The sequence below is a fragment of the Achromobacter sp. genome (assembly GCF_049647645.1).
Taxonomy (GTDB): Bacteria; Pseudomonadota; Gammaproteobacteria; order Burkholderiales; family Burkholderiaceae_B; genus Achromobacter.
In genome coordinates, this window is the sequence record NZ_JBARYB010000006.1 from 1 (window position 1) to 24,958 (window position 24,958).

22 protein-coding genes and 1 pseudogene are annotated in these 24,958 nt (G+C 66.9%); 12 read left to right on the forward strand and 11 right to left on the reverse strand.

Going from position 1 to position 24,958, the window contains the following annotated elements:
• Positions 1-1,775 (reverse strand): annotated as a pseudogene (locus WBB14_RS00380) (autotransporter outer membrane beta-barrel domain-containing protein); the annotation flags it as partial.
• 251 nt (positions 1,776-2,026) lie between these two features.
• Complete coding sequence (locus WBB14_RS00385; RefSeq protein ID WP_424238074.1) at positions 2,027-3,466, reverse strand: MFS transporter; 1,440 nt, start codon at positions 3,464-3,466, stop codon at positions 2,027-2,029.
• 121 nt (positions 3,467-3,587) lie between these two features.
• On the opposite strand from WBB14_RS00385, the gene WBB14_RS00390 reads away from it, so the two are divergent.
• From WBB14_RS00390 to WBB14_RS00400, 3 genes are all read left to right on the forward strand, one after another.
• The gene (locus WBB14_RS00390; protein WP_424238075.1) at positions 3,588-4,511 is read left to right on the forward strand and encodes a LysR family transcriptional regulator; all 924 of its coding nucleotides are present in this window, start codon (positions 3,588-3,590) and stop codon (positions 4,509-4,511) included.
• A gap of 112 nt (positions 4,512-4,623) precedes the next feature.
• Positions 4,624-5,253 (forward strand): glutathione S-transferase family protein, encoded by a 630-nt coding sequence (locus WBB14_RS00395; protein ID WP_424238076.1) that lies wholly within the window; start codon positions 4,624-4,626, stop codon positions 5,251-5,253.
• Positions 5,254-5,511: 258 nt separating this feature from the next.
• Positions 5,512-6,102, forward strand: coding sequence for a YceI family protein (locus WBB14_RS00400; protein ID WP_424238077.1), 591 nt, complete (start codon positions 5,512-5,514; stop codon positions 6,100-6,102).
• A 54-nt stretch (positions 6,103-6,156) separates the two neighbouring features.
• Here WBB14_RS00400 and WBB14_RS00405 read toward each other — a convergent pair whose 3' ends face one another.
• Positions 6,157-6,645, reverse strand: a complete 489-nt coding sequence (locus WBB14_RS00405) for a DUF6644 family protein (RefSeq protein ID WP_424238078.1) — start codon at positions 6,643-6,645, stop codon at positions 6,157-6,159.
• Positions 6,646-6,659: 14 nt separating this feature from the next.
• Positions 6,660-7,046, reverse strand: a complete 387-nt coding sequence (locus WBB14_RS00410; RefSeq protein WP_424238079.1) for a DUF6152 family protein — start codon at positions 7,044-7,046, stop codon at positions 6,660-6,662.
• Positions 7,047-7,498: 452 nt separating this feature from the next.
• Here WBB14_RS00410 and WBB14_RS00415 point away from each other — a divergent pair, with 452 nt between their 5' ends.
• Together WBB14_RS00415 and WBB14_RS00420 are read left to right on the forward strand one after the other, a co-directional pair.
• On the forward strand, positions 7,499-8,797 hold the full coding sequence (locus WBB14_RS00415) for an APC family permease (protein ID WP_424238095.1): 1,299 nt from the start codon (positions 7,499-7,501) through the stop codon (positions 8,795-8,797).
• A 70-nt stretch (positions 8,798-8,867) separates the two neighbouring features.
• A complete protein-coding gene (locus WBB14_RS00420; protein WP_424238080.1) occupies positions 8,868-9,737 on the forward strand; it encodes an SAM-dependent methyltransferase in 870 nt (289 codons plus the stop codon).
• Between the two features lie 8 nt (positions 9,738-9,745).
• Here the strand turns inward: WBB14_RS00420 and WBB14_RS00425 are convergent, their stop codons facing one another.
• The 3 genes from WBB14_RS00425 to WBB14_RS00435 are packed head-to-tail and all read right to left on the reverse strand — an operon-like array spanning position 9,746 to position 14,410.
• On the reverse strand, positions 9,746-10,897 hold the full coding sequence (locus tag WBB14_RS00425; protein ID WP_424238081.1) for an acyl-CoA dehydrogenase family protein: 1,152 nt from the start codon (positions 10,895-10,897) through the stop codon (positions 9,746-9,748).
• A gap of 35 nt (positions 10,898-10,932) precedes the next feature.
• Positions 10,933-13,014: an acetate--CoA ligase family protein gene (locus WBB14_RS00430; protein WP_424238082.1), complete on the reverse strand. Its 2,082-nt coding sequence runs from the start codon at positions 13,012-13,014 to the stop codon at positions 10,933-10,935.
• A 40-nt stretch (positions 13,015-13,054) separates the two neighbouring features.
• Positions 13,055-14,410, reverse strand: a complete 1,356-nt coding sequence (locus WBB14_RS00435) for an MmgE/PrpD family protein (protein ID WP_424238083.1) — start codon at positions 14,408-14,410, stop codon at positions 13,055-13,057.
• Positions 14,411-14,636: 226 nt separating this feature from the next.
• On the opposite strand from WBB14_RS00435, the gene WBB14_RS00440 reads away from it, so the two are divergent.
• From WBB14_RS00440 to WBB14_RS00470, 7 genes are read left to right on the forward strand one after another with little or no spacing between them, the layout of a single operon-like run.
• Positions 14,637-15,530 carry an NAD(P)-dependent oxidoreductase gene (locus tag WBB14_RS00440; protein ID WP_424238084.1) on the forward strand — a complete coding sequence of 298 codons (894 nt, stop codon included), beginning with the start codon at positions 14,637-14,639 and terminating at the stop codon, positions 15,528-15,530.
• A gap of 59 nt (positions 15,531-15,589) precedes the next feature.
• Positions 15,590-16,567 carry a Bug family tripartite tricarboxylate transporter substrate binding protein gene (locus WBB14_RS00445; RefSeq protein ID WP_424238085.1) on the forward strand — a complete coding sequence of 326 codons (978 nt, stop codon included), beginning with the start codon at positions 15,590-15,592 and terminating at the stop codon, positions 16,565-16,567.
• Positions 16,568-18,010 (forward strand): NAD-dependent succinate-semialdehyde dehydrogenase, encoded by a 1,443-nt coding sequence (locus WBB14_RS00450; RefSeq protein ID WP_424238086.1) that lies wholly within the window; start codon positions 16,568-16,570, stop codon positions 18,008-18,010. It abuts the gene before it with no gap.
• Positions 18,011-18,030: 20 nt separating this feature from the next.
• The gene (locus tag WBB14_RS00455; RefSeq protein WP_424238087.1) at positions 18,031-19,248 is read left to right on the forward strand and encodes an ABC transporter substrate-binding protein; all 1,218 of its coding nucleotides are present in this window, start codon (positions 18,031-18,033) and stop codon (positions 19,246-19,248) included.
• Complete coding sequence (locus tag WBB14_RS00460) at positions 19,245-20,060, forward strand: N-acyl homoserine lactonase family protein (RefSeq protein WP_424238088.1); 816 nt, start codon at positions 19,245-19,247, stop codon at positions 20,058-20,060. Before WBB14_RS00455 ends, WBB14_RS00460 begins: the two co-directional genes overlap by 4 nt.
• A gap of 12 nt (positions 20,061-20,072) precedes the next feature.
• Positions 20,073-20,459, forward strand: a complete 387-nt coding sequence (locus tag WBB14_RS00465) for a hypothetical protein (protein WP_424238089.1) — start codon at positions 20,073-20,075, stop codon at positions 20,457-20,459.
• A complete protein-coding gene (locus tag WBB14_RS00470; protein WP_424238090.1) occupies positions 20,456-21,325 on the forward strand; it encodes an alpha/beta fold hydrolase in 870 nt (289 codons plus the stop codon). Before WBB14_RS00465 ends, WBB14_RS00470 begins: the two co-directional genes overlap by 4 nt.
• 74 nt (positions 21,326-21,399) lie before the next feature.
• Here the strand turns inward: WBB14_RS00470 and WBB14_RS00475 are convergent, their stop codons facing one another.
• The 4 genes from WBB14_RS00475 to WBB14_RS00490 form a co-directional block, all read right to left on the reverse strand.
• On the reverse strand, positions 21,400-22,302 hold the full coding sequence (locus WBB14_RS00475; RefSeq protein WP_424238091.1) for a LysR family transcriptional regulator: 903 nt from the start codon (positions 22,300-22,302) through the stop codon (positions 21,400-21,402).
• The gene (locus WBB14_RS00480; RefSeq protein WP_424238092.1) at positions 22,299-23,615 is read right to left on the reverse strand and encodes a type II toxin-antitoxin system HipA family toxin; all 1,317 of its coding nucleotides are present in this window, start codon (positions 23,613-23,615) and stop codon (positions 22,299-22,301) included. Before WBB14_RS00480 ends, WBB14_RS00475 begins: the two co-directional genes overlap by 4 nt.
• Before the next feature lie 9 nt (positions 23,616-23,624).
• Positions 23,625-23,969 (reverse strand): helix-turn-helix transcriptional regulator, encoded by a 345-nt coding sequence (locus tag WBB14_RS00485; protein ID WP_424238093.1) that lies wholly within the window; start codon positions 23,967-23,969, stop codon positions 23,625-23,627.
• 120 nt (positions 23,970-24,089) lie between these two features.
• Positions 24,090-24,958: S66 peptidase family protein (locus WBB14_RS00490; protein WP_424238094.1), on the reverse strand; the 869-nt coding region annotated here is incomplete at its 5' end.

The following is a 24,958-nucleotide window of genomic DNA, read 5'->3' on the forward strand; positions in this document are numbered from 1 at the left end:
GCCGAGCTGCCGCCCACGCTGAGCAGGCCGGTGGCGCTGCCCGAGGCCCCGCCGCCGCCGCCGATGGACTGGCCGATCATGCCGTGCGAGTTGTAGCCGGACGTGGCGATGGAACCGGTGTTGCTCAAGTTGACCTGGCTGGCCGCGCCGCCGCCCGCGCCGTCCCCGCCCAACGAAACCAGTTCGGCCGTATCCGCGCCGCCCGCGCCGCCGCTGCCGGCGATGGACTGGGCCAGCACGCCGTAGGCATGGTCGCCGCTGGTCGTGATGGTTCCGCCGGTCGCGGCAGTCACCGTGCCGGCATTACCGCCATTGCCGCCGTTGCCGCCCTGGCCGCCCAGCACCGAAACGAAGTCGCTGCCGGTGCCGCCGCCGCCGCCGATCGATTGCGCCACCACGCCGGTCGCAAAACTGCCCGTGGTGCTTATGGCGCTGCCGCCGGCGGTCGCGACGTTGACCGCGCTGGCGTCGCCGCCAAATCCGCCGCCCCCGCCCTGCCCCGCCAGCGCGGTGCTGTCGCTGCCGTCGCCGCCCTGCCCGCCCAGGCTTTGCGCCGCCAGGCCAGGAAGATTGTCGCCGCGGGTGGCGACGCTTGCGCCCTGGTAAAGATTCAACGCCACGGTTCCGCCTGCGCCGCCGTTGCCGCCCGAATGGTCCTTGTCCGGACCCATTCCGCCTTTGCCGCCTATGGCACGGGCCGCGACGCCCGCGCCTTCGATCGCGACGCCGCTGGCGGAACCGGCGACGTCGAGCAGGACGGAGCCATACACGTCCACCGTTACCTTCTGCGTCCAGCTGCCCGAGGTGCCGCCGCCATTGCCGCCATTGTCGCTGTTGTCGGTCGAGGCCGTGCCGTCGCCGCCGATGCTCTGGGCGTAGATGCCAAAGACCGCGGCATTGTCCGCGACCTGCCAGTAGCTGTTGGCCTCGCCCCGGTGCGTCACCTGCACGGTGCCGCCGGTGCCGGCATTGCCGTTGTTATTGCCGCCCTTTCCACCCGTCGAGCCCGCGTAAATTGCCGCGCCACTGGCCCCGGTGCGCAAGCGCGTCGCGCTGCTGCCCAGATTGATGGCGCCCGAGTTGGTGACCGTGACCGTGCTGGCATTGCCGCCGTTGCCGCCCACCTGCTCGCCGTACTCCAGCGTCGGATCGTTCTGCTCCCCGCCGGCCCCGCCCACGGCCCGCGCATTGATGCCGAACAGGCCCTGGCGGGGAGTGGGCAGCGTGCCGGTCATCGTCAGGTTGCCGGAATTGGTAAGGGTCACGGTTTGCCCCAATCCGCCGTGTCCGCCATTCGAATCATTGTTGTCGTTGTCGGGATCGCCTATTCCGCCCGTCGAGACGGCCATGATCAGGCTGTTGAACGTGCTCAGGGCGGTGCCGTTCAAGGTGACGCTGCCTGTGCTCGACACGGTGACGTTGCCGCCGTCGCCCGCCGTGCCCTCGTCGACGCCGCCGCCGCCATTCGACAGGGCCGTCACCACGCCTTTCGTGTCCACTCCGGATCCACTCAGATCGGCATTGAAGGTGCCTGCGGACGTCAGCGTCACGTCGGGCCCGTCCTGGCCATCCTTTTCGTTGTCCTTGTCGACGCCGCCATCGCCCGAACAGGCCGCCTGCGCATAGGCATAGTTTCCGGCCGCAATATTCTGCGAGGCGGCGCCGGCGCAGACATAGGTGGCCTGTGCGCTACCGGCCGCCCCCCATGCGCAGGCTCCCAGCGCCGACACGATCGCCAGCCTGAGCGTGTTTTGCCGCAGTAGCGGGAATGGCATGCTGGAGCTGCGCGGGGGCAATGATGTCGGCTTCATGAGGGTCGGATTCTGTCGGGCGAGCGCTTGAGTCACCCTGGTGGCGGGAGTCCGCTCAGTAGCAACTGGCAAACTTTCGCCACTAGAATCCGCAGCCCGAGGAGGCGGCGCAACTTTTTTTCGACGAAACAGGCGATTCCTTCGATGAAATTCGTGATGAAGTTCACACGGTTACATCGAGCGCCTCACGCATGTAAGCAGACGTTCCTTGATCATCAATGCCTGAGATCGACTTCCACGCCGCGCCCGGCGAGCCTTGCTTTATCGCCCTGGGTCTTGCGTGCGAACAGGAGCAGCGCCGCCGCGGAGATCACCACAGGAACCGCCATGGCCAGGAATATTCCTGCGTTGGTCCATTCCAGTTGGATCAGGACGCCGCCGAGCACGGGCCCGACAATCGACCCGAAACGGCCTATGCCCAGGCTCCAGCCCACGCCCGTTGAACGCAACGCGGTCGGATAGTAGGTCGCGGCCAGCGCGTTGACCGCTGGCTGGCCGCCGATGATGCAGAAGCCCGTAATCGCCACGACCACAAACAGTAAAGCGAGGGGAATGCCGGGCAGGCCGACCAGGGCGATGGTGACCGTGGCCAGCAGCAAGCAAGGCACCAGTACCTTGAAAAACCCGATGCGGTCGATGACCGGTCCCATCAGCAAGGTGCCGAGCACGCCGCCTGCCTGCAGCGCCGTACCCAGCATCACAGCCGCGGAGGTGGACAGCCCGGCGCCGGTGGCGATGGTGGGCAGCCAGCTCGAAAGGAAATACAGGTTCAGCAGGTTCATGAAATTCACAAGCCAGAGGAACACGGTGGGTATGCCCCGCCCGTGGCGGAACAGCTCCGCCACCGGAGCTCCTTCGTGTTTGGCTTCCGGCACGCTGTAGCGCGTATCGGCACCGATCCGCAGCGTCCGATCGATCTTGCGCAGCGTCTTTGCGACGACGTCCAGCCTGCGGCCCTTGAGTACCAGGAACTGCATGGATTCCGGAACGAAGAAGTGCATCAGCACGGCCATCAGCAGGGGGAATATGCCCCCCAGATAGAAGATCGACTGCCATCCCCACGCGGGAATCATCGATGCCGACAGCAGGCCGCCGAGCACGGCGCCCACGGTATAGCCACAGGACACCAGCATCATGAGGGTGACGCGCTTGCTCTTGGGACTGAACTCGCCGGCCAGGGCCATCGCGTTCGGCATGATGGCGCCCAGGCCCAGCCCGGTGATGAAACGGATCGCCAGGAGTTGGGGAACGGTCGTCACGTGGGCCGTCGCCAGCATGCACAGCGCGAAGAATACCGTTGCCCAGATCAGCACCGGACGGCGTCCAATCTTGTCGGCCAGCACGCTGAGCGTGAGCGAACCTACCAGCATGCCGAACAAACCGGCGCCGAACACCGGGCCTAGTTCGGCCTTGCTCACGCCCCAGTCAGCGATGATGGCTGGCGCCACATAGCCCATGGCCTGCACGTCGAAGCCATCCATGACCACGGTGATGCCCACCATGATCAAGATCCATTTCTGGCTTTGGCTAACCCTGTTATGGTCAATGACAGAGGGAATGTCGATGGTCTGCGCTGCGCTATTACGATTGGCGGCGGCAGCTTGCAGTTCGGCCGGGGTGGAAGTTTGGTGCTCGCCTTGTACGGGTGCAATCATGACGGCCTCCTTTCAAACTGTGCGTCGAATACCGCGAGGGCATTTTCCTGAGTATGGTGACGATGTTTGAATAGACGGAGAAGAGATAAAATCGCTATGGACTCCATCTGGTTTTCGAATAATGATCGACAACCTCAACCTGGATCAGCTTCGCGTCTTCACAGCAATCGCTGAGCAAGGCAGCTTCTCGGCAGCAGCGCGCCATCTGCGCCGAGCGCAGTCGGCGGTCAGCAATGCCATCGTCAACCTGGAAGCCGCGCTTGGCGTTGCACTGTTCGATCGCAGTGGCTGGAAACCCGCATTGACCAACCATGGCCGAGCGCTGCTGGACGACGCGCGTGCGGTGCTGGCGCGGGCGGATGAGCTCAAATCGCGCGCCCTTGGGCTGACACAGGGACTGGAAGCCGATCTGACCCTGGTGCTGGATGCCATGTTTCCGCCGAAGCAGCTGGTGGCGCTGGTTGCCGCTTTTCGGCAGGCCTTTCCTGGCGTGCCGCTGCATCTGCAGGTGGATACGCTGGACGATATTCCGCAACGCGTGCTATCGGGCGAATGCGATTTGGGCGTACAAGGCACGCTGTCTGACATTGCCCCGGCATTGGTGGCCCACGGCATGCACAAGGTAGAGATGATGCCCGTGGCTGCGCCGGCACATGCATTGGCCAAGTTGCAGGACATTACCGTCGCGCAACTAGGCGAGCACACGCAGATCGTGTTGACCGACCGCAGCGCAAGCGCGGGGGGACGCACGTTCTTCGTCGTCTCCGAGCAGCAGATCCTGACGACAGACCTGGGCGCCAAGTACGCCATGCTGTGCGCGGGGCTGGGCTGGGGCTTCATGCCGCGCGGCTTCGTCGAAGAGTGCATATGCGCGGGGCGTTTGCACGAATTGGCGCTCGCCGAGGGCGCCTGTCCCAACCGCAACATGCCCCTGTTCGCCATCCAACGGCGCGACGCCACGCTGGGGCCGGCAGGCCAGTGGATGCTGAATTGGCTGGTGGAACCGGGTGGCGGCCAACGCCTGCCTGCACCCCATGTTCCATGACGCTCCATCGTCCCATATCATGGCGGTGAGCCGTGAGGATCATCGGGCGACCCCGTGCCTCGGCCGCGCATTGTCGGCACGGCTTCTCAACCATTGAACAAAGAGGATGCAGATGTCCCGCTGGACTTTTTATTCCGCCCCTGGCACCTGTGCGCTGGCTACGCATATCGCGCTGCGCGAAGCAGGCGCCGATTTCGATCTGGTCAAGCTTGATATGGGCGCCCTGCAGCAACAGAGCCCCGAGTACCTGCGCGTCAATCCCAAGGGCCGCGTGCCCGCGCTGGCAACCGAACACGGCGTGCTGACCGAGACCCCCGCCCTGCTCGCCTTCGTGGCGCAGAGCTTTCCGGCCGCGCAGCTGGCGCCGGTCGACGATCCCTTCGCATTCGCGCGCATGCAGGAATTGACGAGCTATCTGGCGTCCACCGCGCACGTGGCGCACGCGCACAAGCGCCGCGGCGCGCGCTGGGCGGACGATCCGGCCGCGCATGTCGCCATGCAGGCCAAGGTGCCGCAATCCATGACCGCCTGCGCCGCCTATCTCGAATCGCAAATCGTCGGCCCCTGGGCGGCCGGCGAACGCTATGGCGTGGTCGACGGCTATCTGTACACCATAGGCAGCTGGCTGGAAGGCGACGGCGTCGACCTCACGCAGTTTCCCAAGCTGACGGCCTATCTGGCCCGGGTCGCCGCCCGGCCGGCCGTGCAGCGCGCGCTGGCAGAAGCGCAGGCCGCCGCCTGACGTCCATGCCATGGTCCCGTGGCGGACTGGCCGGCATGCGATGTCCGGCCAGCACGGCCCGCGGGGCGCATCGATTCTTCAAACAACAGGCTTGATTACCATCAAAATTGGAACACTGCGGCCAGTTCCTTGCGGCTACCGCGGCATTGCATCATTTCCTATCCTTCTTCCGTGCCGTCTTTGTCAGCTGGGTTTAAGCCAGCAGGCGACGGGATGTGCATCCGGACTTCTCCGGGCGCCGAACATCAAGAGAATCAAATGAAGCACACCTACGCAGCATTCCTGGCCGCCTCGCTCCTGGCCTTGGGCAGCCTCCCCGCGCACGCCGCGCCCGTGGACTACCAGATCGATCCGGAACACACGGAAATCGTGGTGACCTGGGACCACCTGGGCTTTTCCAAGCCTACGGCCCATGCCGGCGCCGTGACCGGCGTGATTCGCTACGACGCCGCCGAACCGGCAAAGTCGGCGGTGGACCTGAGCGTGCCCGTGGCGCGCCTGACTTCGCATGTGCCCAAGCTGGATGAGATGCTGCAAGGCGCCGAGTTCTTCCAGGCGGCCAAGTACCCGGAGATCCAGTTCAAGAGCACCTCGGTCGCCGACCGGGGCAACGGCAATCTCAGCATCAGCGGCGTTCTGCGCATCAAGGGCATCGAAAAGCCGGTGGTGCTGCAGGCGCGCCAGAACCAGCAAGGCATGCACCCGATGGCGCAGCGCCCTGCCATCGGCTTTGATGCCATGACGGTCGTCAAGCGCAGCGATTTCGGCGTGGATGCGTACGCCCCGGGCGTGAGCGACGAGGTGCAGTTGCGCATCACGGTCGAGGCCGTGGCCAGCGCAACGCGCTGATATCCGGGGCGCCGGAGTCGTGGACCAGCCTGTCCGCGCGCGGCTCCAGACTGGCTACGACAGGAATCCGATCCAGCGCCCCGCCACCAGGCAGCCCAGCCATATAAGCAGGGACGCGACGGCCCGAACGCGCATGCCGCCGCAGGCCCTGCCCTGATCCAGGACCGTCTGCCAGGCCTTGCTGCGCCGCACGAGCAGCGCGTTGAGCGCGCCCGCGGCCAGCAGGCCCATCTTGATCCCGAAAGCGGGATTCGCCAGGTATTCCAGCGGCCGGACGCTGAAGAGCATGGCTCCGGTCAACACAGCCAGCGCCAGGCCTGCGGCGGCGGTGCGCGCCAGCACAGGCGCCAACAGAGCCAGCGGTCCGGGCTTCAACAGTCCCAGCAAGCGCAGGTCGAGCGGGACGATGGAGCCGATGAGCAGGCCGATGGCGCCGATATGGGCGGCGTTTACCAGCAGATATAGCGTGCCTGACCGCCGCAGCCAGATCGACGGCGGCAGGGATTCAAGCTGTTCCAGCGCAAGGCGCAGCAGCTCAGGCATGAGCCGGGCCCGCTTCAGGGCTTCTTGATGCGGCTGGGATAGATGTCGTAGGTCTTGCCGCCCACCTTGATCTGGACGGCCTTCATGCGTTTGGCGCCAGCGTCGCTGTCGCGGTTGCCGATAGCGACGATGGCATCGCCCGGCTTGGCGGAACCCTCGACGAATCCGGCGTCCTTGGTCTGGGTGGGGTTGCCCAGCTCCACCCGCCAGACGCCGTCGTCGGCGCGCACGTCCAGCCAAGGATGCGGGGGCGCGATCTGCACCTGCTGGACGGTGCCTTGCAGCGTCATCTGTTCGGACTCGGCCCAGGACCAGCCATGATGCGCCAGCGCAGCGGGCGCCATGCCCAACAGCGCGGAAAGCGCCAGCCCTGCCGTTGCCACGCGTATGGATAGCTTCATCTCGCTGCTCCTGAATTGCGGTTGGATCCCTTCCCCTTGCGGCGGCGGCTCATGCGGCGCGCGTCCGGCGCAATCAGCATAGCGCGGCGAGCGCGGCATATCGATATGCGTCACATACTTAAGAAATTACTTTATATAAATCACATTAATGAAATTAAATTATCCATAAAAATCAAATAACTAGAAATAAATAATCAGACTTTACTTTATATCTGAATGTGGGCTGAACATGCGTAGTTGGCACCATCTTGGGGGAAAACCCGGAGAAACTTTTACGCACTGCAATCGGTCGCAATTTGTTCAGGTGATTGTCAGACAGCGTCCCCAAAAGGCCGTCGTCTCCCGCGCCCGCCACGCCCCACCGAGAGCCACCGATGACACAGCCCACCCTGCGCTCGTCCGCGAATCCCGCCCTGCTGCTCCAACCGCGCGCGGCGGCCGGTTTATCGGTGATGGATGCCACCATGGTGCTGGTAGGCGTGGTGATCGGGATCGGCATATTCGGCTTTCCGCCGCTGGTGGCGCAGCACGCGGGTTCCGAGGCGGTCTATATCGGACTCTGGTGCGCGGGCGGCCTGGTGATGTTGGTCGGTGCGCTTTGCTACGCCGAACTGGGGTCGGCCTATCCCGGCGCGGGCGGCGAGTATCTATACCTGACGCGCGCCTGGGGGCGGCGCGTCGGCCTGATGTTTGCCTGGGCGCGCTGCTCCGTCATCCAGACTGGCGCCATCGCGGTCGTGGCCTATATCTATGGCGACTACGCGCAACGTCTGGCGCCGCTGGGCGCCTATGGCCCCGCCGTGCACGCCGCGATATCGGTGGTGGCGCTGACCGCCTTGAACGTGGCGGGCACGCGCTATTCCAAGCGCCTGCAATGGGTGTTCACGGCGTTGACGGTGGCGGCCTTGGCGGCCGTAATGGTCGCGAGCCTGACCGCGGCGGGAGGCAGTCCGCTGCGCACCGATGCCGCGCCCGCCCCCCTGGCGGGCAACACCGCCGGTCTGCTGGGCATGGGCATGGTGTTCGTATTGCTGACCTATGGCGGCTGGAACGAGGCCGCCTATCTCAGCGGCGAGTTACGCGATCCCGGGCGCAACATGAGCCGCGTGCTGCTGATCGGCACGCTGCTCGTGACCGGGGCGTACGTGTTGACCAATCTGGCGCTGCTGGAAATCTTCGGCCTGCAAGGCTTGCGCGACACGCCGGCCCTGGGCGCCGACGTGATGCAACTGGCCGCTGGCCCCTACGCGGCGGCCCTGCTCAGTTTGACGATCTGCGCCACCGCGCTCAGCACCATCAACGGCACCATCATCACCGGCGCGCGCGTGTATTTCGCGCTGGGCCGCGACGTGCCCCGCCTGCGGGCGCTGGCGGCGTGGAACGCGCAAGGCGAGACGCCCGCGTCCGCGTTGCTGATCCAGGGGGCGATCACGCTGGCGCTGATCGTGCTGGGCGCTTTCAGCCAGAACAGTGTGCAGACCCTGGTCGCCTACACCGCGCCGGTGTTCTGGATCTTCATGTTGCTGGTGGCGGCTTCGGTATGGCGCCTGCGCCGCATCGATCCCGACCGCCCGCGCCCATTCCGCGTGCCGCTTTACCCTCTGCCCCCGCTGCTGCTGGCGCTGACATGCGCCGGCCTGGTGTACTCCAGCGCCATGTACGCGGGGGCCGGCGCCTTGATCGGGCTGGCGGTGCTGGCCGCGGGCCTGCCTTTGCTGCGCCTGCTGGGGCCGGCGCAGGCTCAAGCCTAGCCTTGTTTCCCGGGACGGCGCCAAGCAAGTTCCGTCCGTCCGCATGCCTTACCTGCAAGGAGCCCACATCATGCAGATCGCGATCCCGTCTTTCAGGCCCGCCGCCCGGGCAAACCTGCCGCGCTTGCGCGGCGCCCTGCTCGCCTCGGCGGCAGCGCTGGCCCTGGCATGCGCCCCGCTGGCGGCGCAGGGCGCGTCCGCGGGGGCGCAGGCCAACGAACAGAAAGAATATGTTCCCGACGTCGGCCAGGACGGCAAGGACGTCATCTGGGTGCCCACCCCGCAGGCCCTGGTCGATACCATGCTGGACATGGCCAAGGTCACGCCCAAGGACAGGCTGATGGACCTGGGTTCGGGCGACGGCCGCACCGTCATTACCGCGGCGCAGCGCGGCCTGACGGCCCAAGGCATCGAATACAACCCGGATCTGGTCGAGCTGTCGCGCCGCAACGCGGAGCGCGCCGGCGTCGCCGACCGCGCGACGTTCGTGACGGCGGACCTGTTCGCCACCGATCTGTCGCAGGCGGACGTCATCACCATGTTCCTCTTGTCGACCATCAACGAAAAGCTGCGCCCCAGGCTGCTGGAGTTGGCGCCCGGCACGCGGATCGTGTCGAACTCCTTCCGCATGGGCGATTGGGAGCCGGACGCCGAGGAAACGGTCAAGCAGGATTGCAGCACCTACTGCACGGCGCTGCTGTGGATCGTGCCCGCCAAGGTGGCGGGCAACTGGGAGGTGGATGGCCAGCCCCTGCAGCTGGAGCAGCGCTACCAGCGCCTGTCCGGCAAGCTGGGCAGCGCGCCGATCTCGGAGGCGCGCTTGAACGGCAGCGAGATCTCCTTTGTCGCCAACGGCGTGCGCTATACCGGAACGGTCAACGGCAAGCTGATGAGCGGCAGCGCCGCAGGCCGGGGGGCCTGGTCGGCCAAGCGGGTGTAGCGCAGGGTCTAGCGCGGCGGCCGTTGCGGGAAGCTGCGTTCGAAGATGCCCTCGGCGATGCGGTTCTTCAGGATCTCGATCGATCCGCCCGCGATCATCCAGCCGCGGCAGCGCCGTACGCAGTACTCCACCAGCGACTCGCGGCTGTAGCCCAGGCCGCCCAGGACCTGCAGCGCGTCGTTGGCGACGTCAAAGCCGACCTGGTTGCAGTAGGCCTTGGCGATGGCGGTTTCCGTGGCCGAAGGAAAACCGGTATCGGCCGCGCTGGCGGCGCGATACAGCAGCAGCTGGGCGGCGTCCAGTTTGATGCGCATGTCGGCGAACTTCCACTGCAAGCCCTGGAATTCGCACAGCAAACGGCCGAACTGCTTGCGCTGCATGGCCCAGTTGCGCGCTTCTTCGTAGGCGTAGCGGCCCAATGCCAGCGAGCGCGCCGTGTTGCCGATGCGCTCCACGTTGAAACCGGCGATCTGCTTCTTGAAGCCGCCCTCTCCCAGCACCACCATGTCGTCGGCGACAAGAACGTTGTCGAAGAAGATTTCCACCCATTCCTCGCCCGACATGAAGGCGGAGCGCTTGCCCAGCTTGACGCCTTCCGCCTTGGTGTCGATCAGCACTGAACCGATCCCGCCTGTGCCGGGGCCGAAGCGCACATAGGTCAGGATCACGCTGGCGTGCGGACCGTGGGTGGTGAAGATCTTGGTGCCGTTGATGCGCCAGCCGCCATCGGCCCGCGTGGCGCTGGTCTTGAGTTCGGTCACGGCCGAGCCGGCATCGGGCTCCGTCATGCCGACCGAGATCAGTCCTTCGCCCGCCAGCAGCGCGCTCAGGTACTTCTGCTTCTGCAGGCCGCTGCCGTACTCGGCCAGCACCCGGATCGCGCCGAAATTGCCCGCCTGCACCACGTCGGCGCTGCGCGGACACACCGAGGCAACCGTTTCGATGGCGATCACGGCATCCATCAGCGAACCGCCCACGCCGCCGTCGGCCTCGGCGATGGTGATGCCCAGCAGGCCCTGGCGGGCCATCTTGCGGGCCACGTCCCAAGGGTAATCGTCGGAATGGGCGCGCTCGACCGCGCCGTCGCGTAGTTCGGCTTGCGCGAAACGCCGCACGGCGGCTTGAAAATCCAGTTGTTCCGGAGTCAGGTTGAAATCCATCTTGGGTTCCTGGTAAGGGGTAATCGGATTGGGCGTCAGGCCAGGCGGGCCAGGCCGTCGACGGCGACCACGCCATCGGCGCGGACGAACAAGGGGTTGATCTCGGCCTCTTCGATCCGCACGCCGGCGGCGCAAGCCAGGCGGGAGAACGCCGCGATGGCGCGGGCCAGCGCCCCGCAATCGCCCTGCGGCAGGCCGCGAAAGCCGCGTATCAGCCGGGTCTGGCGGACTTCGAGGATCATCCGGCAGGCCTCTTCCTCGTCCACCGGCGCCAGGCGCACGGCGTAGTCGGGCGACAGTTCGGCGGCAATGCCGCCCGCGCCCAGCAGCACCGTCGGGCCGACCAGGGGATCATGGCGATAGCCCAGGATCATTTCGATCAAGCGCGTTTCCATGGGCTGCACGAGGATGCCGTCGATCCGGGCGTTCGGCGCCTGGCGCCGGACGTTTTCCAGCATTTCCTGCACGGCGCCGCGCAGGGCGTTGCCATCGGCGATGCCGACGCGCACGGCGCCCAGCTCCGTCTTATGTGCCAGGTCGCGCGAGCAGACCTTGGCGACCACGGGATACGGCACGACATGTTGCAGCGTGGCCGGATCGACAAGTTGCCCCCCCGCGACGGGCACGCCCAGTCCGCGGAACAAGGCGCCGGCCTCGTGCTCGCTCAGCATGCCTGAGCGCGGCAGTTCGGCCGGCCAGGCCACCGCCGCGGCGGTCGCAGGCGGCCTGCCGCTTGCGGCGAAGTACACCGCCAGCGCGTCCGCGCACGCTTCCGGCGTGCGGAAGGCCGCGATGCCGCCGGCGCGCAGCAGCGCCAGCGATTCGGGCGCCTCGGGCGCCAGGAATACCGCCAGCGGCTTGTCCGCGGGCTTGTCGGCCTCCAACAGCGGCTGGACCGCCAGGCCGGGATGAAACTGCGCGGACGAGCCGACCACGCTCAGCACCGCATCGCACCAGCCGGCGCGCAGCAAATGCTCCAGCAGCATCTTGTACTGAGCGCTGCTGGCTGCCAGGGTCAGGTCTATGACGGGCGTCTCGCGGATGCGCAAGCCCTGCTCGCCCATGCGGCGCACGAAGTCGGCGGGCGGCGCCACCGCCACCATGCCGTGCAGCCCCAGGTTGTCGACCACCGTCGCCGCGCCGCCGCCGGTCGTCGTGATCACCGCGACCCGCGCCGGCTGGTCCGGGGCGCGCAGCGAACTTTCTGCGCGGGAGTAGCGCGACGCCAACGGCGCCAGCTCGAACAGCGTCTCCAGGTTGCGTACCCGCATGACGCCATAGGCTTTTAGGAACGCATCCACCGCGACGTCGTTGCCCGCCATGGCGCCGGTGTGCGACTGCGCCAGCGCATCGCCCTGTTCGGAGCGCCCCAGTTTGTAGGCGATCACGGGCTTGCCCGCGGCCCGCGCCCGGCTCAGCGCCAGGCCCAGCGTGGCGGCATCGCGCAAGGTCTCCAGGAACAGCAGGATGGCCTTGGTCTGCGGATCGTCCACCAGCGCATCGACCACTTCGCCCACCGTGATGTCGCTCTCGTTTCCGACGGAGACGGACTTGGCAAAGCCGAAGCCGCGCGCCGCCGCGCGCGACAGCAGCGATCCCATCATCGAGCCGCTTTGCGACACCATGCTGAGGTCGCCCGCCAGCAGGGTGTCGGCCTCGAACGCCGCGTTGACCGACAGGATGCCGCCGGTATGCAGATTGGCGGAGCCGATGCTGTTGGGCCCCAGCAGGCGCAAGCCCAGCGCGCGGGCTTGCGCTACCAGTGTGGCCTGGCGCGCCTGGCCTTCGGGACCGGCCTCGCCGAAGCCGTCGGAATAGATGGTCACGACCCTGGCGCCGGCTTGGGCGCATTGCTGCAGCACGGCCGCGACCTCGCCGCCCGGAATCATGACGAACACGTGGTCAACCGGCCCGGGCAGGCCAGCCAGGGACGGATAGGCTTTTTCGCCCAGGATTTCCGCGCGCCCCGCGTTGATGGGATAGACCGCGCCGGCATAGCCGTGCTTGCGCATGAATCGCAGCGGCCGGGCGGTATTCTTGCGCGCGTCGCCGGAAGCGCCGACCAGGGCGATGGAACGGGGCGACAGGAGCGCTTCTGCAAAAGGGATGTCTGACATGGATGAGGCTGGTGTCATGGATGGACGGAGGGGGTGTGCGTCAGGGCCGGGGCATGTCGGCGGCCAGCCGCAGCGCGCGGACCGGCATGCGCTCCAGGCGCCAGACGGCTTCGCGCAGCGCCAAGCTGCGCTCGCGGCCGAGCACCGGACCGGCAAGTTCCTCGAACTTGTCATTCAGTTCGGCATCGGAGAGCGGCGCTTCGGGATCGCCCTTGCGGTAGGGGGCATGGTGTTCCAGCGTCTGGCCGCTGGCGGTGGTGATGGAGACGCGGGCGGCGCGCATGCGCGGAAAGCCGGCGGTCAGCGCGGCATCGGCGCGCAGTTCCAGTTTTTGCATCAGCTGGCGCACTTGCGGGTCCTGCAGGCGCTGCGGTCCGAAGGCGTCCAGGCGCACCGAGCCGTGGACCAGGGCATGCGCCACCACGTAAGGCAGGCTGAACTTGGCCTCGAAGGCCGTGGCGGGCGCGAAGTTGCCGGTTACGTCCAGGGCCGTCTGGTAGGCGTCCACGCGCAAGGATGCGATGTCGTCCGCGCGCACGCCGCGGGCCCGCAGCGCCAGCGCGCCGTCGATCGCCGCAAAAGTGTGGCCGCAGCAACCATGGTTCTTCTGGGTGATCCGGAGGATGTTGTAGCGCTGACCCAGGCCGTCGATCGCCAGGTTCCAGTCGGGATCTTGCGCCAGCGCGGCGCCGAAGCCGACCTCGCCTTCCAGGATGTCCGGCACGCCGGTGATGCCGTGGGCGGCGCCCTGCCCCGCCCGCACGCCGACGGCCGCCGCGTGTCCCGCGTGCAGCGCCTTGCTCATGGCGTCGGAGCGGAAAGCCTGCTGCAGGCCGCTGGCGAGCGTGCCTGCCGTGGCCAGCGCGTGCAGCATGACCCCGGCGTCGCCCGGCGCGCACAGCGCGGCCGCCGCCGCCGCGCCGCCAAAGCAGCCCACGGTGCCGGTCGTGTGGAAGTAGCGGTAATGCGCCGGCTGGATCGCTGCGCCGATGCGGGTCGATATCTCGTAGCCCACCACGATGGCGTTGAGCAGCGCCTGGCCGCTGGCATCGGCATCTTCCGCCAGCGCCAGCGCCGCGGCGATGGTTGGGCAGCCGGGGTGGTAGATCGCGTCGCGGTAAATGTCGTCGAACTCGACGGCATGGGAAACGCTGCCGTTGATCCAGGCCGCGGTGGCCGGAAATGCCGTGGTGGCGCAGCCCGGCAGGCTGGAACTGCCCGAACCCAGCTCCGCGCCATGAGCGCCCAGCAACTGCAGGCACGGCTGGCTGCGGGTGCCCGGATACAGGGCCGACAGCCAGTCCAGGAAGGCGCGTTTGGCGTGGTGGATGACCTCGTCGGGCAAGCGGGCCCGGGTGTCGTGCGCGCCATAGGCCGCAATCGTGTCCAGCAACATGCGTGTCTCCGTTGTCGTCGCGGCGCGGCAGCGCCTCGCTCATCTCTGCCGATCACTCTATGCGTCCCCGGCCGGCCAGCGTTGATAAAAAGGAAAACGAGCCTTCTTGATCCCGGGGGGACGGAAATGGAGAAGGTTGCTTTGCCAATTTTTCATACCGGCAGCCCGGCTCGCTCCGTAAGCTGCATGCAACAACTAAAAAACCCGCAACACAAAGGAGGAAGTAATGAGCGACAGCAAGACCCCGCTGGGCTTCATCGGCCTGGGCGTCATGGGCGAACCCATGTGCGCCAACCTGGTGCGCAAGTCCGGCCATCCCGTCTATGTGACCGACATCAGCCCCGATCCGGCGGCCCGGATCGGGGCGCTCGGAGGCCATGCCTGCGCCTCCCTCATCGAGGTGGCCCAAAGTGCCGAGATCGTGTTCCTGTCCCTGCCCAGCATCGTGCAGGTGGAACAGGTGTGCACCGGTCCGGGAGGCCTGGTGGAGGCGGCCGGACGTGTGCGCATCGTGGTGGACATGAGCACCAGCGACGTCACCCGCACGCGCAAGCTGGCCGAAACCTTGCGCGGCCACGGCATCCTGCTGATCGATGCGCCGGTCGCCCGCATGCGCGAGGCCGCCAGGCTGGGCACCCTGATGATCACCGTGGGCGCCACGCCCGAGGACTACGAGACGGTGCTGCCCTATCTGTCGTGCATGGGCACGGACGTGCTGCTTTGCGGCGGCGTGGGCAACGGTCAGGTGGTCAAGATCATGAACAATATGGTGGTGTTCATGACGGTGCACGCACTGGCCGAGGCCATCACCATAGGCCGCAGCGCCGGCGTCGACGGCGCGCTGCTGCTGAACGCGCTGAGCAAGGGGTCTGCCGACAGCTTCGTGCTGCGCAATCCCGGCCTGAAGGCGCTGGCCGCCGAGACCTACCCCGAAAAGACCTTTCCGACCGAGTACGCGATCAAGGACATCCTGCTGGCGCTGGAACTGGCCCGGCAGGGAGAGGTGGACGCCCGCTCCGCCAAGCTGACGCATGACCTGCTGGAGCGCACCCGCGCGGCCGGCTTCGTCAAGGAGTACTACCCGGTGATGGTCAAGCTGATCGAGCGCGGCTACGAGTAAACCTGCCGGCTCCGCCGCGCGGCGCAATCCGCGCCGCCCCTCCCTACTCCGAGACAACCATGAAATCACTATTCGCCAGGTGCGCGCTGCCCGCGCTCGCCGCCATCATCAGTTGCAGCGCGGCCGCGGCCGACTATCCCTCCAAGCCGGTCACGCTGGTCATCGGCTTCACCGCAGGCGGTCCCACCGACGCGGTCGGCCGATACCTAGCGCGCAAGCTCGAGGCTGAACTGGGCCAGACCGTCGTGGTCGAGAACCGCGCTGGAGCCAACGGCGTGGTCGCCGTGCAATCGGTCAAGCGCGCCGCCGCAGACGGCTACACGCTGATGCTGGGCAGCAGCGGCACCCTGTCCATCGAGCCCGTCTACAAGCAGAAGGTCGACTACCAGGTGCTGAAGGACTTCCAGCCCGTGGCGCTGGTGGCCAGCTATCCCTACCTGCTGGTGGTGCCCTCCAGCTCCCCTTTCAACACCGTGCAGGAACTGATCGCCGGGGCGCGCCAGAAGCCCGGCAGCCTGACCTTCGCGTCGGCCGGCAGCGGCGCGGTCAACCATCTGGCGGGCGAATGGTTCAAGAGCGCTGCGAAGCTGGACATCACGCATGTGCCCTACAAGGGCGATTCGGCCGCCATCGCCGACCTGGTCGCGGGCCGGGTCGACATGGCTTTCCTCAGCGCAATCGCGGCCATGCCCCAGGTGCAGGCCGGCAAGATGCGCGCGCTGGCGATCGCCAGCGCCGAGCCCTCGGCCGTCGCGCCAGGCATCTCGACCGTGGCGCAAGCCGCGGGGATTCCGGGTTTCACGGCCGAACCCTGGAACGGCGTGCTGGCGCCGGCGGGACTGCCGCCCGAAGTGACGCTGCGCCTGAACGCGGCGGTCAACAAGGTCATGGGCACGCCGGAATCGCGCGAGGCCCTGCTGAAACTGGGCCAGTTCCCGATGACGGGCAGCGCCGATGACTTCGCGCGGCACATCCAGTCCCAGACCGAACGCTGGGCGCAAGTGATTCGGGACGGCAACATCGCCAAGGCGGAATAAATGGATAACTCCCTGCAATACCCGGAACTGAAGCTATTGATCGGCGGCCATGCCCAGCCGGCGGGAAACCGCCGCACGCTGGAAGTAATTGATCCCGCCACGCAGGCGGTGCTGGGCCGCCTGCCGATTGCCACGCCGGAAGATATCGACGCGGCGCTGGACTCGGCGCATCGCAGCTTTCCGCGCTGGCGCGATACGCCCGCGCTGGAACGGGCCGCGGTCCTGCGGCGCGCGGCGGCCCTGATGCGCGAGCGCACGCCGCGCCTGGCCTGGTTGATCACCCGCGAGCTGGGCAAGCCGCTGGCCGAATCCGAAAAGGAAGTGGCCACGGCGGCCGAAATGTTCGAATGGGCGGCCGAGGAAGCCCGCCGCACCTATGGCCGCCTGATCCCGGGACGCGTCGCCGGCATCCGCCAGATGGCGATTCCGGAACCGGTGGGACCGGTGGCGGCTTTCTCCGGCTGGAATGCTCCGGCCATCACGCCTTCGCGCAAGATCGCGGGCGCCCTGGGCGCCGGCTGCTCCATCGTCATCAAGCCTTCCGAGGAGACCCCCGCGATCGCGCTGGAGATCGGCCGCGCGCTTGCCGACGCCGGCTTGCCCGCGGGCACCCTCAGCATGCTGTTCGGCGATCCCGGCGAGATTTCACGCCGGCTGATCGAGTCGCCGCTGATCCGCATGGTGACGTTCACCGGGTCCACCTCCATCGGGCGCGAGCTGGCCGTAATGGCGGCGGCAGGCCTGAAGCGCGCCACGCTGGAACTGGGCGGACACGCGCCGGTGCTGGTATTCGATGACGCCGACGCCGAAGCCGCCGCCGATGCCGTGCTGGCCGCCAAGCTGCGCAACTCCGGCCAGATCTGCACTTCGCCCACCCGCATGTATGTGCAGCAAGGCGCATACGAACGCTTTGTGGCGCGGTTGGCGGAACGCGCCCGTGGATGGCGGGTCGGCAACGGCCTGGACGCGGGCGTGCAGATGGGACCGCTGGCCAACCCCAGGCGCCTGGCCGCGATGGAGTCCATGGTGGCCGACTCGCTGGCGCATGGCGCGCAACTGGCGGCAGGCGGCACGCGGCCGGATCTGCCGGGCTGGTTCTGGTCCCCGACCGTGCTGCGCGACGTCGCGACCGACAGCCTTGCCGCCAACACCGAACCTTTCGGTCCCTTGGCGCTGGTCAGCCCGTTCCGGGACCTGGACGAAGGCCTGGCGCTGGCCAACCGCCTGCCTTTTGGCCTGGCCGCCTATGTCTTTACGCGGGACGCCGCCATTGCGCGGACCGCGACCGAGCGCATCGAAAGCGGCGTCGTCTGCGTCAACCATTGCCAGGCGTCCTTGCCGGAAACTCCCTTCGGCGGCTTCAAGGATAGCGGCCTGGGCAAGGAAGGCGGCATCGAGGGCCTGCAGGAATTCATGCAGATCAAGTACGTAAGCCAGATATAGGCCAAACCAGGAGACAAACCATGAACAAGAAAATCACCGTCCTGCTGGCGCTCGCCGCCGCGACCGGATTGGCGCAGGCACAAGCGCCATCGGCTGACGGCATATCGGACGGCGTCGTGCGCATCGGGGTCTTGACGGACATGTCCGGCGCCTACTCCGGCAACGTCGGGCCGGGCTCGGTGCTGGCCACCAAGCTCGCCATCGAGGACTTCGGCGGCAAAGTGCTCGGCAAGCCGGTGGAGATGCTCTCCGCCGACCACCTCAACAAGACCGACGTGGCCGCGGGCCGCGCCCGCGAATGGATGGACCGCGAGAAGGTCGACGTGGTCACCGAGCTGGGCAACAGCGCCGTGGCCCTGGCCGTCATGAACATCGCCCGCGAAAAGGGGCGGATGACCATGGTGACCGGCGCGGGCGCTACCCGGATCACGGGCGAGGATTGCTCGCCCAACAACGTGCAATGGGTCTATGACACCTACGCCCTGGCCAAGGTGGGCACCCTGCCCCTGGTCGAGGCCGGCGCCAAGAAATGGTATTTCGTCACGGCGGACTACGCTTTCGGGCATTCGCTGGAAAGCGATGGCATGCGCTTCGTAAAGGACGGCGGCGGCACCGTCGCGGGGACGGTCCGTTACCCCTTCCCCGGCACCGACTTCGCGTCCTTCCTGCTGGCCGCCCAATCCAGCAAGGCGGATGCGGTGGCCTTCGCCAGCGCTGGCGCCGACCTGCAGAACGAGATCAAGCAGGCGCGCGAGTTCGGCCTGTCAGATCGGCAGAAACTGGTCGCCATGCTGATGAGCATCACCGACGTGCACGGCGTGGGCCTGGAGGCGGCGCAAGGCATGACCTTCGCCGAAACCTTCTACTGGGACATGGACGACGAGACCCGCGCGTTTTCGCAGCGCTTCTTCAAGGCTGCCGGCAAGATGCCTACCGCCTTGCAGGCGGGCCAGTACTCGGCGGTGCTGAACTACCTGCGCGCCGTCGAGAAATCCGGGTCGGACAATGTGGACGTGGTCATGCGGACGCTGCGCGGCATGCCAATACGCGATGCCTTTGCGCGCAATGCCCGCCTGCGCGAAGACGGCAAGCTGATCCACGACACCTACGTCGTCGAAGTGAAGTCGCCGAAGGAGTCCGCCGCCGCCTGGGACTACTACAAGATCGTCAAGACGGTGCCGGGCGAGCAGGCCTTCATGCCGCTGGCCGAAAGCCAGTGCAAGCTGGTCAAGCAATGAGCGCGGCCCAACCGGCCCCCGCGGTCCCGCCCATCCACGAGGTGTATGCGATCCGCTATGCCAGCGTGCAGCGGCGGGCCGTGGACAATTTCCTGTCGCGCGGCGACGTGCACGATGGGCCGATGCCCCTGGACTTCTATTGTTGGCTGGTGCGCGGCGCCGGCCGCGCGGTGCTGGTCGACACGGGCTTCAGCGCCTGCTCGGCGCGGGCCCGCGGTCGCGCTTTCAGCCTTCAGCCCGAAGCCGCGCTGGCGCGGCTGGGGCTGGCGCGGGAAGACATAGGCGACATCGTCCTGACCCATCTGCACTATGACCACGCGGGCAACGTCGAAGCCTACCCCCGGGCGCAGGTCCATCTGCAGGACGCCGAAATGCGCTACGCCACCGGCCGCTACATGTGCTTCGAGGCGATGCGGCATTTTTTCTCGGCCGACGACGTGCAGGCGGTCGTGCGCCGGCTCTATGCGGGACGGGTGCGATTCCACGATGGCGATTCCCAACTGGCGCCGGGCCTGGAGCTCTACCGGATCGGCGGGCATACGCCGGGCCTGCAAGTGGTACGCGTGCATACCGCCCGCGGCTGGATCGTGCTGGCGTCCGACGCGCTGCACTACTACCGCAACTACACTGACCACAATCCCTTCCCTGCCATCTTCCATGTCGGCGACATGCTGGAGGGCTATGCGCGCATCCGGTCGCTGGCGGATTCCGATGCGCACATCGTGCCGGGCCATGACCCCCTGGTGGCCGAACGCTACCCGCGCGCGGACGCGGGAGATGGCATCTACCGGCTGGACATGCCGCCGTCCTGAAAGGAACCCGATATGCAAGACGACGATTTCATTCTGCATCGCCTGGCTGGCGCCGTGAACGCGCGCGAACGGCTGGTGTGGCGGGGCCGGCACCTGAACACGGTGTTTCTGCTGGAAGCCGGCGATACCGCACACCTGATCACGGTGGCCGGCGGCCGCATCGAACAGGTGCGGCGCGGCCCCTTCGTCATGCCGCGCTGGGACTTCGCGCTGCGCGCGCAAGCCGACGACTGGGCCCGCTACTGGACGCCCAGGCCGGCGCCGGGTTTCCACGACCTGATGGCCATGATCAAGTTCCGCCGCCTGCGCGCCGAGGGCAATCTCTATCCCTTCATGTCCAACCTGCTGTATTTCAAGGAGGTGCTGGCCTGCCCGCGCACCCCGGGAGCATCCTCGTGAACCCGCAACAAGCCGTATTCGAACCTGTCGTCGGTCGTTACCTGCGCCTGCCGCTGGGCGGGCGCGAGCACCGCGTCTACGTTGAGGAAGCCGGCGCCGGCGCGCCCCTGCTGTGCCTGCATACCGCGGGAGCGGATAGCCGCCAGTACCGCGCGGTGATGAACGATCCGGAGATACTGCGGAATTTCCGGGTCATCGCCTTCGATTTGCCCTGGCATGGCAAGTCCTCGCCGCCCGAGGGCTGGCACGAAGAGACCTATCGCCTTACCTCCAAGGATTATGCCGAGGCGGTGCTGGGCGTGGCCGACGCGCTGGCGCTGGAACGCCCCATCGTGATGGGCTGCTCCATTGGCGGCCGCATGGTGCTGCATCTGGCGCTGGAGCATGCGCAACGTTTTGGCGGCGCCATCGGCCTGCAATCGGGGGCGCACGTGGACCCCTACTACGACCTGGAATGGCTGAACCGTCCCGACGTGCATGGCGGGGAAGTCTGCGCCGGCATCGTTTCGGGCCTGGTGGGTCCGGGCAGTCCGGACAAGCACCGCTGGGAAACGCTATGGCACTACATGCAAAGCGGACCGGGCGTGTTCAAGGGCGACCTGCACTTCTACACCGCCGACGGCGACATCCGGGAACGCGTGGCCCAGATCGACACGCAGCGTTGCCCGCTGTGGCTGCTGACCGGCGAATATGACTACTCATGCACGCCGCAGGACACCGAGTTCCTGGCGGGCCGTATCGCGGGCTCGAAGTGGCAGATCATGGAAGGCATGGGGCATTTCCCCATGAGCGAGGATCCGCAACGGTTCCTGTCGTATCTGCGGCCAGTGTTGCAGGAAGCCGCCACGGCCCGTGGGGGGAAATAGCTGCGGGCGGCTAGCTGCGGGCGGCCAGCTGCGGGCGGCAGGCCGCCGCCCGCATGCCGCGTACGCCGGGGCGCCTAGCGCGCGTCCGCCGCCGGCGCCGTCAGGGCGCGCAGCAGCTCTTCCACCGGACGCGCCAATTGCGCCGCGTCGCGCACGCAGACATAGAACTGGCGCTCGGCCCACGCATCGCGCAGGCGCAGCAGCACCAATCCCATCGAGGCCAGATAGTTGCGGGCGATGGCTTCGGGCACGATGCCTATGCCCACTCCTTCGCGGATCATGCGGCAGCGGGTTTCGAAATTGGAGACCTGCAACTTGACGTTGGGCGGACGCGTCAGCGTCTGGCCCACATAGGCCAGGAACTGATCGAGCGAATGGCGCGGGAAATAGCCCAGCAGGTCATAGTCCAGCGCGTCCTCGAGGAATAGCTCGGCCCGTCCGGCCAGGGGATGGCCCACCGGGACGACCAGGCCGACGCGGTCGCGGCGGAACGGAAACGAAGCCACGCCCGGCACCGGATGGTCCGCGTGATAGATGCCGATGTCGACCGAGGCTTCCGCCACCATGCGCGGAATGTCGTAGCTGTGGGCATCGAGCAGATCCACGCTGACGTCGCGGCGGTCGGCCAGGAAACGGCCCATCACGCCCGGCAGGAATTGCAGGATGGTCGAGGGATTGGAAGCCAGGCGGATCTTCGCCTGCCCGTCCGTCGAATAGCCGTTGATGGCGCTTTCCGTCAGTTGCACGCTGCGCAGGATGGCTTTGGCGCGTTGGTACAGCAAGGCGCCGGCCGGTGTCGGCTCGACCCCGCGTCCGTGCCGGTGCAGCAGCGTCCGCTCCAGGTGGCGCTCCAGTTCCGCCACGCGTTTGCTGGCGGCGGAAGTCACCAGGTTTTCGCGCTCGGCCGCTTTTGACAGGCTCTTTTCTTCGACGGCCGCGACGAAGATCTCCAGTGCGGGAATATCCAGCTTTTTCATACTGGCAATATACCGTGGCGCCAGGCCATCAAGGACGCCTCGACGTGCCCGATTTCTTCCGCCGTCATGCCGGCCATGGCGTAGTAGCGCTGGCGCCCGGCCACCACCTCGCGCACATGGTCGAGGATGCCGCGCGCAACAGGCTCCGAGCGCAGGCCGAAGCGCCGGTACTCGCTCAGGCAGTTCTGGAACGAGCTTTCCCGGCCGGCCGCGCCGATGTGCAGATAGTGCCGTGCGGAGCCTTCCTGCGTCACCACGTCGAACAAGGGCGAAAGGCGATACGTGTGCGCGCTCTCGTCCTTCAGGAAGCCGACGTTCTTCAGGTGGTCGTCGGTATTGTGGACGGCCACGTTCAGGATCATGCGCGCGTACAGCTCCTTCAAGTCCTGCACCGGATTGGACGACACGCGGCGGACCACGTCCGCCAGCCGGGCGTAGGAATACGTGGCCTTGCCGCGCGGCCCGTCCAGTTCGCGCTTGCCGATCTGCACCGATGGGCTGATGAGCGACGCGCCGCTGAGGAAATGCCGGCGGGAAACGACAGGATCCGCGCCCTTCCCGGCCGGCAGCAATTCGCGGTCGAAGCGGTGCGTCAGCAGCACCGCGCCCAGGTGCGTTTCGACCAGGCGGATCTCGGGCACCGTCAGGCCGATGGCGCGGGCCATCTGCAGGTTGGCGTACTCGACCCGCTGGCGGTCGTAGGAGTCGCCCTTGCGCGGAAACTTGGCGATCCACATTTCGCCGTGCTCGTCGCGCACGATGGTCTTGGGGCGCGCGCCGCCGATGTCCCAGGAACTGCCCAGAATGTCGCGGTACAGGCCCTTGGGTTTGACGCCTTGGTCGATGTCGGTGAGCAGGCCGGCGAGCGACTCCAGCTGGCCGAGTTCCGGCAGGCGGTAGGTCTTGCGCATGTTCGGCGTGAGCGGGCGGGCGCTGAAAAACAGCGCCCCCACGCCCATGCCGCGGCCCTTGAGCAGCACTTCGTCCTCGGTCACGCGGGCGCCGGCGTTGTCCACGCGCATGACGTTGCGGCCCCAGGCGTCGGGCGCGGCGTCAAAGATGGCGCCCAGCGTTTCGTAGCGGCTTTCGGTGCGGAACGTGGTCCGCGCGTCCACCAGCGGCAGGTTCAGCGGATCCAGCGCAAAGGCGCGCGGGTCGTTCACATAGGACTGCACATAGGTGAATTCGGCGTAGAAGTGGTTTTCGTCCGAGTCGTCCAGCGTCAGCAGGCCGGCCAGCACCGCCTCGCCGCGGATGTCCACGTAGACATACAGCTCGCTCTCCACCGACTTGTGCTTTCTGGTCTGCACCATGGGCGGGCGCTACAGCTGGGTGGGGTCGGCGCGGTGCGCGTTCGGCGCCTTGCCGCTGCCGCGGCTGGGCCGGCGCACGGCGTCCAGGCGCTTGCCGACGCCGTCGAGTTCGGGGTCGCCCAGGGCGTAGACCTGGTCGGCGTAGCCGTACTGCAGCAAGGCTTCGATGGCCAACGCCAGGGACACGCCGCCGTCGCCGCGCTCCAGGCGCGTGATGGTGGCGCGCGAAACGCCCATGCGGCTGGCCAGCGTGGACTCGGTTTCGGCGCGCCGCAGCCTGGCGGTGCGGATGTTGGCGCCGATCCGGGCCAACGCTGCGGCGCCATCGAAGCTGGGTTCGATCTTCTTTTTCATGAATCGATAATAGTGCTTAGGTGAAGGAATTGCACTATTAATGAGTCACTTCAATACTCGAAAATATCCATTAATGGATCATATCTATATTTTATGACTCATTAATGGAGCATATTTTCCTTAAGCGACTACTGCCTGATCCAGGCGCAGCCCGCCGCGCCCTGTGTCCAGCGTCACCTGCGCGCCCAGAGGCAAGGTCAGGTTCGGATCGCCGTGGCCGCTGGGCCATCCCGCCAGCACCGGGATGCCGCGGGAGCGGAACTGGTCCAATATCAGCGGATACAGCAGCCCCTGGGCCTGGGCATCGTCGCCCGGCACGCCCAGGATCCGGGTGAAGTTGCCGACCAGCACGCCTTTGAGCTCGTCGAACTTGCCGGCGGCCGCCAACTGGCTCAACAGCCGGTCGATGCGGGGCAAGGCTTCATTGACGTCCTCGATGAAGAGAATCGCGCCGCGGGTGTCGATTTCGCTGTCGGAACCAATCAACGCTCCGATCAGCGCCAGGTTGCCGCCGATCAGCCGTCCGGTGGCGGCGCCGGGTATCAGTTCCGTGGCGGTTGCATAAGGGGGCGGCGTAATCCATGCTCCCCGCCCCAGCTGGCCGGTGATCATGGACAGCAAATGCGATTCGGTAGGCTCGCGCTTGCCGGCCAGCAGGTCCTGCGCCAGCATCGGTCCATGGAACGTAACGAAGCCGGCATGGCGCTGCATGGCCAGATGCAGCGCGGTAATGTCGCTATAGCCTATGAACGGCTTGGGGTGGCGGCGCAGCAGGTCGAAGTCCAACTGGTCCAGCAAGCGCCAGGAGCCGAAGCCGCCCTGCAGGCACCACACCGCGCCGACCTCGGGCGCGGCGAAGGCCGCGTGCAGGTCGGCCAGCCTGTCGGCGTCAGCCCCGGCCAGATAGTCATAGGGCGCGTCCAGCCGCGAGCGTGATGCCGGCATGACCTGCGGCTCGTAGCCGCGCGCCAGCAGCCATTCGGCTGCCT

What these genes read in the sequence shown, in the direction of transcription:
- WBB14_RS00385 (WP_424238074.1), bottom strand. Translation starts at nt 3,466, where the DNA reads ATGATTGCACCCGTACAAGGCGAGCACCAAACTTCCACCCCGGCCGAA.
- WBB14_RS00390 (WP_424238075.1), top strand. Translation starts at nt 3,588, where the DNA reads ATGATCGACAACCTCAACCTGGATCAGCTTCGCGTCTTCACAGCAATC.
- WBB14_RS00395 (WP_424238076.1), top strand. Translation starts at nt 4,624, where the DNA reads ATGTCCCGCTGGACTTTTTATTCCGCCCCTGGCACCTGTGCGCTGGCT.
- WBB14_RS00400 (WP_424238077.1), top strand. Translation starts at nt 5,512, where the DNA reads ATGAAGCACACCTACGCAGCATTCCTGGCCGCCTCGCTCCTGGCCTTG.
- WBB14_RS00405 (WP_424238078.1), bottom strand. Translation starts at nt 6,645, where the DNA reads ATGCCTGAGCTGCTGCGCCTTGCGCTGGAACAGCTTGAATCCCTGCCG.
- WBB14_RS00410 (WP_424238079.1), bottom strand. Translation starts at nt 7,046, where the DNA reads ATGAAGCTATCCATACGCGTGGCAACGGCAGGGCTGGCGCTTTCCGCG.
- WBB14_RS00415 (WP_424238095.1), top strand. Translation starts at nt 7,499, where the DNA reads ATGGATGCCACCATGGTGCTGGTAGGCGTGGTGATCGGGATCGGCATA.
- WBB14_RS00420 (WP_424238080.1), top strand. Translation starts at nt 8,868, where the DNA reads ATGCAGATCGCGATCCCGTCTTTCAGGCCCGCCGCCCGGGCAAACCTG.
- WBB14_RS00425 (WP_424238081.1), bottom strand. Translation starts at nt 10,897, where the DNA reads ATGGATTTCAACCTGACTCCGGAACAACTGGATTTTCAAGCCGCCGTG.
- WBB14_RS00430 (WP_424238082.1), bottom strand. Translation starts at nt 13,014, where the DNA reads ATGTCAGACATCCCTTTTGCAGAAGCGCTCCTGTCGCCCCGTTCCATC.
- WBB14_RS00435 (WP_424238083.1), bottom strand. Translation starts at nt 14,410, where the DNA reads ATGTTGCTGGACACGATTGCGGCCTATGGCGCGCACGACACCCGGGCC.
- WBB14_RS00440 (WP_424238084.1), top strand. Translation starts at nt 14,637, where the DNA reads ATGAGCGACAGCAAGACCCCGCTGGGCTTCATCGGCCTGGGCGTCATG.
- WBB14_RS00445 (WP_424238085.1), top strand. Translation starts at nt 15,590, where the DNA reads ATGAAATCACTATTCGCCAGGTGCGCGCTGCCCGCGCTCGCCGCCATC.
- WBB14_RS00450 (WP_424238086.1), top strand. Translation starts at nt 16,568, where the DNA reads ATGGATAACTCCCTGCAATACCCGGAACTGAAGCTATTGATCGGCGGC.
- WBB14_RS00455 (WP_424238087.1), top strand. Translation starts at nt 18,031, where the DNA reads ATGAACAAGAAAATCACCGTCCTGCTGGCGCTCGCCGCCGCGACCGGA.
- WBB14_RS00460 (WP_424238088.1), top strand. Translation starts at nt 19,245, where the DNA reads ATGAGCGCGGCCCAACCGGCCCCCGCGGTCCCGCCCATCCACGAGGTG.
- WBB14_RS00465 (WP_424238089.1), top strand. Translation starts at nt 20,073, where the DNA reads ATGCAAGACGACGATTTCATTCTGCATCGCCTGGCTGGCGCCGTGAAC.
- WBB14_RS00475 (WP_424238091.1), bottom strand. Translation starts at nt 22,302, where the DNA reads ATGAAAAAGCTGGATATTCCCGCACTGGAGATCTTCGTCGCGGCCGTC.
- WBB14_RS00480 (WP_424238092.1), bottom strand. Translation starts at nt 23,615, where the DNA reads ATGGTGCAGACCAGAAAGCACAAGTCGGTGGAGAGCGAGCTGTATGTC.
- WBB14_RS00485 (WP_424238093.1), bottom strand. Translation starts at nt 23,969, where the DNA reads ATGAAAAAGAAGATCGAACCCAGCTTCGATGGCGCCGCAGCGTTGGCC.